This window comes from Trichodesmium erythraeum IMS101 (assembly GCF_000014265.1).
In the GTDB taxonomy this organism is placed as follows: Bacteria; Cyanobacteriota; Cyanobacteriia; order Cyanobacteriales; family Microcoleaceae; genus Trichodesmium; species Trichodesmium erythraeum.
On the sequence record NC_008312.1, the window covers coordinates 4586338 to 4597500 of the forward strand.

Consider the following 11163-nt stretch of genomic DNA (forward strand, 5'->3'; position numbering starts at 1 on the left):
AAGATAGTTAATTTGTACAGTTTTATGGGTATCAGAGATATTTCGTGTTACTAATTCAAATATTTATTAGACTTTTATTTATTATTTTTATCTCAGTTTTTGATGATTTTTACTAACGGGACTTTAGTGAAAAAATAGTAAAAAAAAGGGTATAATGTATACCTGATATGTATTTTACGTTAATTACTGGCCTGGGAAAAGTTTGATGAAAGAAACAACTTCAGTGGCCATGCCCTCTTGTTTCCATCGATGGTGCGATCGCTTTAACAATGTCTTTAAAACAAAAGCCCAAAAAACAGGGTTTAGGGAATATATAGGAGGATTACTCTTGAGAAAGCGATCGAAAAAACTTGTCTCAAATTGCCAACAACACTGTAGGTCACACGTACCACAAATTACGGCATTTTCTAGTTCGAGCAAATTGGTCTGTAGATGCTGTGAATGAGCGTCGTCTTCAAGTAATGTGGGAACGTCGCCAAACAAAACCTTCTCGATCCTATTGCTTTAATTATAGACGATTCAGGCCACAGAAAAAGTGGTAATTTTACTGCAGGAGTAGGGCGGCAATATATAGGAGAAATAGGAAAAACAGATAATGGTGTAGTCGTGGTGACAACTCATCTTTATGATGGAGTTAAAAGTCTACCTTTAGACATAGCTTTGTATCAGAAAGCTGATTCTTTTCCAAAAGGAAAAAAAGACCCAGAATTTGTCAAGAAACCAGACGAGTGCAATGTCTCTAGTAGATCAATGTTTGTCCAGAGGACACCAACCAGAAATTGTGTTAATTGAAATTTGGCTATGGTAACAATACATCATTCTTAAATCAACTAGAGAAAAGAAGTTTAACTTATATAGGAGGATTAGCTAAAAATCGAAAAGTCATCATTAAAAAACAAGATGACATTAAAGAGGAAATTAGATTAGACAAGCTGGCAGAAAGTATACCTCAGAAAGCTTTCAACTTAGTTCAACTAAGTACAAAAAATGCTAGAGAAGTTTGGGTAGCTACATTAGAAGTAGAAATATCTAGGATGTCAGGTCAAAAAACTATAGCTATCGTTATGAATGCTAAAAGTTTTTCTGAGGCCACTGATATTAACTATTATATCACTAATAGAGAAGACAAATATGTAACTCCTGAGTGGATATATTCTACTTATTCTCAAAGAAATTGGGTGGAAGTTTTCTACAGGGAAGCCAAAGGATGGTTAGGATTAAGAGAATATCAAGTCAGAGATAAAATCAGCCTTAAAAGGCATTTTATTTTAGTATTTTGTGCTTATACATTTATTATCTGGCATCAGTTAACAGGAGGTATAAGAAGGCGTTGGGCTAACAAACCATTAAATACGTTTACTGATACTTTAGAAGCATTTCGTACCGCAATATCTTATCGTTTTGTTGAGTGGTTAGATGAAAACATCGACGTATTTACCGCTCATAAAGAGAGTTTAGGGTTTGTTTGGGCTTGAAATTTGCTAAAGTCCCGCTAACTTTCTTTTGAGTAATTAGCTTTATTCATTGCTATTGGTTACCTTACATTACCTCTAACAGTGGGGAAGCCTCCTCGTAAGCTTCTTAGCTAACCCTATTAACCCTATACCCTTTCTCTCTTAGACCTAAAGCCTTTGTTGACATTGACCTTGAATGATATACCTTAGTTTTCAAGCTATATCCTTAGGTATCAAGGGAGATATTTCCTCGTTCCCTTATACCTTTATTGCAGCTGATGAGCGTGGTATAAATTATCCCGAAAGGTTCAGTATAGTTGTTGATATCGACACCAAAATGTTCAGTTCCATTGACCCTTTGACTTTCTTCCTACATCAGCTAGTTACCTTGAGAATTTAATTATCTTCCTGTTTGTCCACCTATCAGTCTCTACTAAAAGCTTGACTTATCTGCTAGTTAAAGCTGTAAACCCATTTCGGCCAACTTCACAAATTGATGTGATGTTCAGTTCTTACCCTGTGGCCTATGTTGTTAGGGCAGATGGAATTTCACCATAAAGGACATAAGAATTTTCTAATGGCTTTATGTTTAACCTCCTTATAAGATTAGCCACAGAAAACTTGCTATACATACTTGAGAGAGGTTTTTACTAGCCAATGAGTTGCCCTTCGCCATTCTTGTTAGTAAATTCTTGCGCCTCTCAAATTCTATCAGTACTGCGAATTTAACTTTTGACTTGAGCTATAGCCTCAAAGTTTACAGTCTATAAAATCTTACTTTTAACCTTTAATTTCCCCCTTGGAAAGGACAAAGGGGAGTTTACTTTTGACTTTATAAATTTCCGGGCGAGTATAACAATTTCTTGTAATAGAGAAGCAGACTCCATACTGAAATTAGGTAGAAAATTTTTTCCTCCACAAAAATCAAAAAACTGCTCCTGTACTTCAATGGAATATTTGCTAATAAAAATCAACTAAAAACTAACCTTTATTATATATTACATAGATAAATAAACAAAATATGAATCTTTCTAAGACAGCCATCTTAACCCTTACTGCCCTCAGTTCCCAAAATTTAGCTACAGAGGCAAAAGTTACTCCTAATACTAATCCATATTTTCAGACAACTGCACCAGAGAATATTAATCTTACTAACTCTATTAATGTTATTACTGTGCCTTCCACAAAATCAATTAGCCCCCCAGAAATATTAGTCAGCCAAGCCTATAATAACCTTAACCTTAAGACTACTTTATCAACTCCAAATATACATCAAATTAAAAGAACTTTAAACAATAGTTGGTTAGGGAAAATAGTAAAGTTTTCAGCAAAAAATAATTATCAATTCCAGCAATTTGCTGAACAAATGGCTTTAAAAACAGATTTAGAATCAGAAGCTAGTCTCAATCTTAATCCTACCCTAACTTTATTGAATACTTTATTATTAGTTGCAACTTTATTACCTCCTATAACTATAGGTTTTTTTTGGCTCATCAGAAGATTGGTAATTAAAGAATTAGTAGGTGAAGTTAATAAGAGGTTAACAAAAATAAGTCAATTAGAATTAAGTCTGAATCAATCTCAAAAATTATTTACTGAATTAGAGAGTCATATAGTGACTGCAAAACAATCAATTGATTTTCTGCATCAAGAAGCTAAGATATCAAAATCATCTGTAGAACAAATAGAAGTTCTGAAGTCTCAGTTTTTAATGCAACTGCAAGTGATTATTTCTGAGGCTCAAGAAGCCAAACATCAAGCTATTCAAGAAATTAATTATTCTGTCAATTCAGAAACTAAATCTGTTAAAAATACCCAGAAATTAAAATCCTCTGAAAAGCAGCCTACTATGATTGCTGATGATTATTTTAAACTAGGAGAAAAACAATTTTATGATGGTCAATATAATCAAGCTTTAGCAAATTTTGAAAAAGCTATTTCTCTTAATTCTTATTTAAGTGAAGCTTGGTTTAAGTCTGGTAATGTATTTGTAAAATTGCACCGTTATTCTGACGCTCTTGCTGCTTACGATCATGCTATTGCAATTCATTCTGATAGATTTGAATATTGGTTTAATCGTGGCAATGTATTTGTCAAGTTAGAACGTTATTCTGAGGCATTAGCTTCCTATGATAAAGCTCTTTCTCTTAATCAAAATCATGTAGAAATTTGGCTAAACCGAGGTATTTTATTCAGGAAATTACAACGGTATAATGAAGCAGTTGTTTCATATCAAAAAGCTATTTTAATCCAGCCTAAAAATGTTGATATTTTGCATAATTTGGGTGCTTTATTAGGAAAGTTAGAGCGCTATGAAGAAGCAATCACTACTTTTGACCAAGCTCTGAAAATTCAACCAAATAAATTTGAAATTTGGTATAACCGAGGCAATTTACTGGGAAGGATACAATCTTTTAACGAGGCAATTAATTCTTATGACAAAGCACTAAAAATTAAACCAGATAGGTATGAAATTTGGTACAACAAAGGTGCTATTTTATGGCAAATAGAAAAATATCAAGAAGCAGTTAATTGTTACGACCAAGCAATTAATTTAATGCCAGATGATTATGAAGTTTGGCATAATAGAGGAGTAGCTTTAGGTGCTTTGGAAAAGTATCAGAAAGCAGTTAATTCTTATGATAAAGCAATTAAAATTTACCCCCAATGTTATCAAGCTTTTATCGGTAAAGCAGAAACATTATTGAAGTTAGAACAATATGAGGAAGCTTTAAGTTCTTGTAATCATGCTATTGCTATTAAAAAGGAACGTTATGAAGGTTGGTTATGTCAAGGTCGGGTATTAGAAAAATTGACAAGTTATGAAGAAGCTTTGATGGCTTATGATCAAACAATTGCTATTAATGATAATAGTTATGAAGCTTGGGCAAGAAAAGGTATGGTCTTAGAAAAAATTAAACGCTATCAAGAAGCTTTAATGTGTTATGACCGGGCTATTGCGATTAAACCGAATGATTCAGAATCTCAGCTAAAACGTCGTAAATTATTGTCAGAATTACAAACAGAAGGAATTTTCACTGAGGCAAATAAATATAATTTACAACTCAATTTAGATGTTAGTAATAACCAAGATAAAAAACTCAAAAAAAATCAAAAAAATTATCCGTATCTTGCACAGAAGGGAAGAAAGAGCTAATAGTTATCCCTAGATTATTATATAAAAATTACTATAAAGAATGAAGTTTAACTCAATGTTAAATTGAAAATAAAAAAATGGTTATAACGATAGATATAACTAATTTAAATAAATTATATTTACTGTTTTTAAGCTACTATAATCATCCAAATTTACCCAGGATTATGCTTTTATTTTACTATTGATTAAGAGGCGATCGCTCAATAGATGCACAGAATTACTACTGCTAATTAAGGAATAAAAACTAAATAAAACTGGAAAAAATTAATTCTGTTCAATAGGTTTTCCAGATACAAACTACAACTTTATCGTCTGATTTAATTTATGTTCCTAACCCTAAAAATGACTCAAAAAATACCTAATACTAGGGGAAAAAAGGATTGTAATTTCCATCAAGTTATGATATAGTAATACCAATTTCCTAAAGTCCGACTACACATAATGCTTCAAGAATAAAATCATATCCTGTACAAGAAGCAATATCTTTTTGACTAAATCCAGTTAATATATTTCTCAGGATTCTGCGTAAGAAATCTAAGGAATCGAAAACTCGATTTTTCAAGAATTTTTTCACCTCTTTCCACAGTCTTTCAATGGGATTAACTTCGGGACAATAAGGAGGTTGAAATAATAAAATGATGTGATCAGGGATAGATAAATCATTCCCTAGATGCCCTCGCCCGTTATCTAGTTGAATAATATGAATCTCTTCAGGATATGTTTGAGAAAAAAGCTCTAAAAATCTTTCAAAGCAAGGAGTATCTAGATGACTAAATTCATAAAAAAAGGAATCTCCTGTTTTTGGTTCTACTAAACCATAAAGCCATAGATATTTAAATAGCCATTGATATAAACCAATGGGCTTAACACCGCAAGCAGTAATGACTTTACCTGTTATAGTTTTTAATCCAATTCTAGTCTCGTCTTGACACCAATAGCGAATTGGCAGTTGATTTTCCGAATATTTATTAATTAACTTAATTTTCTCTTCTAGTTGAGATGAGAGTTTTTTTTAAAGTTTTCTTGAGCTTCTTTATTTTATTTTATGTGATTTGGACGTGGAACTTTTAATTTACTTTTTAATTTATATCTGACTAATTGATGAACTGTTCGATAAGACAGCTCGATGTCAAAACAAGTCGTTAACCACTGTTGAATTTCACCATAGCTTTGGAAACCTTCCGGGTTTTGCAATTCTGCTTCTAATTTCTCGATTACATTTGGTGGAATTGAACTTGGCCTCCCTCCTAGATTTTTCTTTGGTTCTAGTAAAAGATTCAGTCCACCTGTACGATATTTCCCTAACCATTTTTGTACTGTGACTCGATTGCGTCCTAACATTATCGCAATTTCTTTTACTGTTTCTACTGTTTGAGTTTTCAACCAGTAAATAGTTTGAAGTCTTTCCTTTTCTTGAGCTGTACTCGCACTTTTTAAAAGTTTTTTGAGAGTTTCTACCGATTCATTTATCTCAATTTTTACTACTCCTGACATGGGGACATTTTCTATAATAGGTTACTTCTAAAAGTGTAGCTTAAGTTTATGAAATTAGTATAATATAAATTTTAGGTTGCTTGCTTTTAAATCTGATTTTTGATTCAATATAAAATTTTATCAATAAACAAAAAAACGGACTAGCATGTCATCAAAAAAAACCCTAGTCATTAAGAATAGAACGATATAAAACTTCACCCAACTTGATCTAATTTTTATTTTTCAAAATTAACAATAAAAATTACAACCTTAATAATCAAACAACTATGGCAATAATAGTGCGGTGACGGTGAGTATTACAGATTATTTTTGGAGGTTCAAAACCAGCATCAACTAATTCCCTTTCAATATCCAAAGTAAAATATTCATCCAAATAAGGTTCAGTACTCTTCAACAAAGTAAAAATATGAGGATCCATGGTAGTATAAACTTCCGACTTAGGATTCATATCCATAATAGCAATAGTACCATTTGAGCGTAATAATCGCCTTGCCTCCCGAAATATTTTTCTAGTAGCAAATTGTGGTAATTCATGGCACACCAAAAAGATAGAAATCAAATCAAAAGAATCATCAGGTAAACCAGTTGCTTCAGCTGCAGCATGAACCCAATTAATATCCAAATTTTGTTGTTGAGAACGATACAAAGCAACTGCCAAAAAATAAGGTGATAAATCTACTCCTGTAAATTGAGCTTCAGGAAAAAGTTTTTGCAGAGGAAAAGTATTTAAGCCCACGCTACATCCTAAATCTAAAACATCTTTTGGCGTAGAAATTTCCGCTTTTAAAATATCAAGAAAACTTTGACGAAGTCTAGCATCTCCACCAATACCTTCTTCCGGCCAAATACCTGCATGAACTGCCAATGATGCGACTTCTACCTCCGTAGCTGCTTGCCAACTCATATTACCTTTTTCATAAGCATGAAATGAAGTAAGATAATATTTGGGATATCCTAAATTAGGGTTATTTACTACCTTCCATTCTCTATCCCAATTATGTTTTGAAAGTTCTTTTACTTGTTGACGCCAAGGGATACCAATTTTTTCTGCACGTTTAATAATCATTTTTCTTGCTTGAGTTTTCGCAAAATTAGCAAGTGGCTTAATTGAGAGAATTCCATTGACTAACTTTGTCGCTAAATTTTGTTGATATTTGAGAGTAGTAGTCATTTTTTATCCTACAAAAAATGTGTTAAAAATTAGTTATATTTCTGCTGTGAATCGAAAAATTAAATTGATTGATTAATAGATTTATTCTACTATCTAGATTTAGAATATTTGAAATTTTTATATAATTATTAATGATCAAGAGGTAAAAATAAAGTAAACATAATTAATTAAACATTTTTTTATTTGTTATGTAAAAATAACTGATAAATATAATTAACCCTATTGAGTTATTAATAATACTAAGATAATTATTTCTCCGTTTAAACTATTAACTAATATTTATTATTGTTGTAAATTTCTGGGATCTAAAGCATCTCGCAACCCATCTCCTAATAAATTAAATGCTAATACCGTCAGAATAATCAATAGTGCTGGAGGCCATACTAACCAAGGTTGTAATACTAAGATAGAAGCGTTTGTAGCCAAAGATAACATATTCCCCCAAGAAGGGTCTGGCTGTTGAATACCTAAACCAATCAAACTCAAAACTGATTCTGAGATAATAAAGCTAGGAATAGCTAAAGTTGCTGAAATAATCACATAAGTTGCTGTTTGGGGTAATACATGGCGAACAATGATATAAAAAGAACCTGCCCCCATCGCCCTAACTGCTTGAACAAATTCTCGTTCTTTGATAGATAAGACTTCTCCACGAATAACTCTAGCTAACCCTGCCCAACTAATAAATGAAGTAATCACCACAATTAAGAGAAATCTTTGGGCACTAGTTAAACCAGGAGGTAATATAGCAGCGAGTGCCACTAATAAATAAATACCCGGAATAGTCATTAATACTTCAGCAAAACGCATTAAAATACTATCTATCCAACCACCAAAGTAACCAGAAATTCCACCAATAATCATTCCCAAAGGAAAATAGATTGTAATTCCTACTAAACCAATAAATAAACTAATCCTACCACCAAAAATTAAACGACTAAATTGGTCTCTTGCTTGTTCGTCAGTACCTAATAAATTAAATTTTGCTTGACCTATCGTTCCAAACAAATGTCGATTCCAGGGCAAAATCCCCAAGAGTTTATAGGATGGTCCTTGGACAAATAAACCTAGAGGGGATGGTTTACTCAAATCTACCTTTAACTCCCGGAGTCCAGTTTCTAAATCTACCGGTCCTTGAGTCGTGGGGTAAACATGAGGTCCAATAAACTCACCTGCTTGGTTTTGCCAGTAAATTTGAGTAGGAGGTAATAGGGAACCGTTGGGTTGAGATGTATAGGCGTCATAGGGAGCAATAAAGTCAGCAGCAATTACTACCAAATAGAAAATTAATAGCAATAATCCACCAAATTTTGCTAAAGGATTTTTTTTAAGATTTTTCCACCATTTCATTGATTTTATCTAATAGAGAATAAGAATAGTTAGAACCTGTTTGAAAAGTAAAAAAACAACTATCCATAATTGTATTTAGGTTTTAATCGTCAAACCATCAGATGTACCATAGCAGCAAAAATCATTATTTTACTAGTCGTTGGTAAAAATTCATAATCTTTGCTAAACAGGGCATTTTTTTATCCTCATTATTCACAAGGAAAATATAACCTTAATTGGCCTGGCATAATAAATATATTATAGCAAATGAAGCAAAGCTTAGGAGGTCAACTTAACAGCATAATCAACTCTATCTTATTAATCTTCTATTGTTCCTTTTGACTTTCTGAGGAGGTTTTTAATTGCAAATTAATAATGTTCTATTTCATTTAATTCAGGAGAATATAGTAATAAATATTCAATTTCTATATAGCCAAATATTGATCGTATTACGACTAATCTTAAATATAGCACTTGCTTGGGTCTTACTAATCCCATTATCAATGGCATTAATAACTTTTTGTCTTAAATCGTAACTATCATGAGCAGGCATAATCTTTTTGATTTTTATCTTTCGAGCATTATCTCCTAATCTTTACTTCGATTAATATAACTGTTGCAACTAGACACTAGAAATGTAATATCGTCAAGCAATTTCCGAGATCGCTCCCACCTACTACCAAGTTATCTGGTTATTAAGCAGAGGTAAAATTACAGCATAAGTAGCAGAAATGAATCATTTCGGGTATAATTGAATTTATGAGATAGTCCTTAGCTATAACCGAAATCAATCATCACTTGGAACTCATGAAAAAGATTTTGTGTAAAAATAGGAAAAAGTATTTATCAAGAACAGCCAGGAATTATTATCGGTTGGGTCTAGTCTGAGAATTGAAATATCCTTCAATTAAAATAAAGCAAATTGTAACTTAAATAACTGAAGTTTTTTTGAATAAAAATAGTTAAGCGATGGCAGATAGCGACAGAATATTCCCGGGCGCGCATAAAGCAAAGCGTAAATATCATCTGAATTATCATAAGCGATATATAGTGTCTTTGTGTCAGTCCTGCTCTATTAAAATCTAATAAAGTTTTTTTCATTCTTCAACCTGATATCCTAACTCAGCTAACTGAATTCGAGACTGTCGCCATTTAGACTGTACTCTTACAAATAGCTCCAAATACACCTTACCTGCAATTAACTTTTGAATTTGTTGACGTGCCGCACTACCAATAGCTTTTAACATATTCCCACCCTTACCAATTAGAATTCCTTTTTGAGATGAACGTTCCACATTAATAGTGGCAAGAATACGAGTAATAGTTGGTTCTTCATCTACTCTGTCAATAGCAATCGCTACTGAGTGGGGTACTTCCTCACGAGTCAACAATAAAATTTGCTCCCGGATCAGCTCCCCCATAATAAAGCGTTCTGCTTGGTCTGTTACTAAATCAGGAGGATAATAATAAGGTCCAGTTTCCATCTGTTCAATCAATAAATCTTGTAGTATTTCTACTCCTTCTCCTGTGACAGCAGAAAATTTGATTATTTGCCAGGGGTGAGGATGGATTAATTGATAATAACTAGCTTCTATTTTCCAAGCATCTTGAGGTTGTAGGTCTAATTTATTCATACCTAAAATTACAGGAGTTTGGATTTTATCCAGTAAATTTATAATATAGCGATCGCCTCCACCTGCTATTACTGATCCATCTACTATCAGCAAAACTAAATCTACAGATTGAATTGCTACTTTAGCATTTTGAACTAATACTTTTCCTAGTTGGTGCTGAGGCTTATGAATACCTGGGGTATCAACAAAAATTATCTGAGCTGCTTGTGTAGTCAAAATACCACGCAGACGATTACGAGTAGTTTGAGCAACTGGGGAGGTAATAGCAACTTTTTGCCCCACTAGTTGATTCATCAAAGTAGATTTTCCAACATTGGGTCGTCCTATTATGCCAACAAACCCTGATTTATACCCCGCAGGTGCTACGGGAATAGTTATATTCGTGGACAATTCCATTTTGAGATTTTTTTAACTTTTGTTTCCTAGATAATAGCTGATAAAGTCAAAATTCTTGATAGGAAAAACAGGAGTCTAAGAAAGCAACAGCGTCTACTGATAGATACTATACATTTTTCTGATTGTAATAATAATATTATCAAAATATGAAGAAACTATCACATAGCATTTCTCAACTTAAATATATGAGGTACACAAGTTTTATCTTGTAGGAAACAGGGAATAAAAAAAATCAAAATACTGTATCTCATTTGTTAGATAACTACTATTATATTATTCTCTGAGTTTGAAGTGACTCGTCTATAGAAACCATCTAGAATATTGGCATATGGTACGGTTTTTTTAGAATAGGAGTCAGGAGTAATAACTCAGGAGATCGAGAAATAGAATAGGGAAAAAAAGGTATAGAAATATTCCCATATTCACCATCTTTCCACCTCCCGATATTTAAAAATAAATCCCAAATGGGTTCTGAAAGTAAGATATCAGCTCTACTTCTTACATTAACCAAATTAATCTATGACAAAG

The 11163-nt window shown here is 32.6% G+C and carries 6 protein-coding genes and 2 pseudogenes; 2 read left to right on the top strand and 6 right to left on the bottom strand.

All coding sequences use genetic code 11. The features are described 5' to 3' along the window. Positions 1 to 205 precede the first annotated feature (205 nt). Both TERY_RS14165 and TERY_RS14170 read left to right on the top strand, forming a co-directional pair. Positions 206 to 1475, top strand: a pseudogene (locus TERY_RS14165) (IS701 family transposase). A gap of 1000 nt (positions 1476 to 2475) precedes the next feature. Next, the gene (locus TERY_RS14170) at positions 2476 to 4611 is read left to right on the top strand and encodes a tetratricopeptide repeat protein (protein WP_011612471.1); all 2136 of its coding nucleotides are present in this window, start codon (positions 2476 to 2478) and stop codon (positions 4609 to 4611) included. Positions 4612 to 5032: 421 nt separating this feature from the next. Here TERY_RS14170 and TERY_RS28065 read toward each other — a convergent pair whose 3' ends face one another. The 6 genes and pseudogenes from TERY_RS28065 to era form a co-directional block, all read right to left on the bottom strand. Beyond that, positions 5033 to 5593, bottom strand: a complete 561-nt coding sequence (locus TERY_RS28065; RefSeq protein ID WP_155994658.1) for an IS630 family transposase — start codon at positions 5591 to 5593, stop codon at positions 5033 to 5035. A gap of 56 nt (positions 5594 to 5649) precedes the next feature. After that, a complete protein-coding gene (locus tag TERY_RS14175; protein WP_011612472.1) occupies positions 5650 to 6105 on the bottom strand; it encodes a helix-turn-helix domain-containing protein in 456 nt (151 codons plus the stop codon). Positions 6106 to 6361: 256 nt separating this feature from the next. Next, the gene (locus tag TERY_RS14180; protein WP_011612473.1) at positions 6362 to 7276 is read right to left on the bottom strand and encodes a methyltransferase domain-containing protein; all 915 of its coding nucleotides are present in this window, start codon (positions 7274 to 7276) and stop codon (positions 6362 to 6364) included. Positions 7277 to 7558: 282 nt separating this feature from the next. Then, positions 7559 to 8626 (bottom strand): ABC transporter permease subunit, encoded by a 1068-nt coding sequence (locus TERY_RS14185; protein ID WP_011612474.1) that lies wholly within the window; start codon positions 8624 to 8626, stop codon positions 7559 to 7561. Between the two features lie 403 nt (positions 8627 to 9029). Beyond that, a pseudogene (locus TERY_RS14190) lies at positions 9030 to 9158 on the bottom strand (IS630 transposase-related protein); the annotation flags it as partial. Positions 9159 to 9702: 544 nt separating this feature from the next. Next, on the bottom strand, positions 9703 to 10635 hold the full coding sequence (gene era / locus TERY_RS14195; RefSeq protein WP_011612476.1) for a GTPase Era: 933 nt from the start codon (positions 10633 to 10635) through the stop codon (positions 9703 to 9705). Positions 10636 to 11163: the final 528 nt, after the last annotated feature.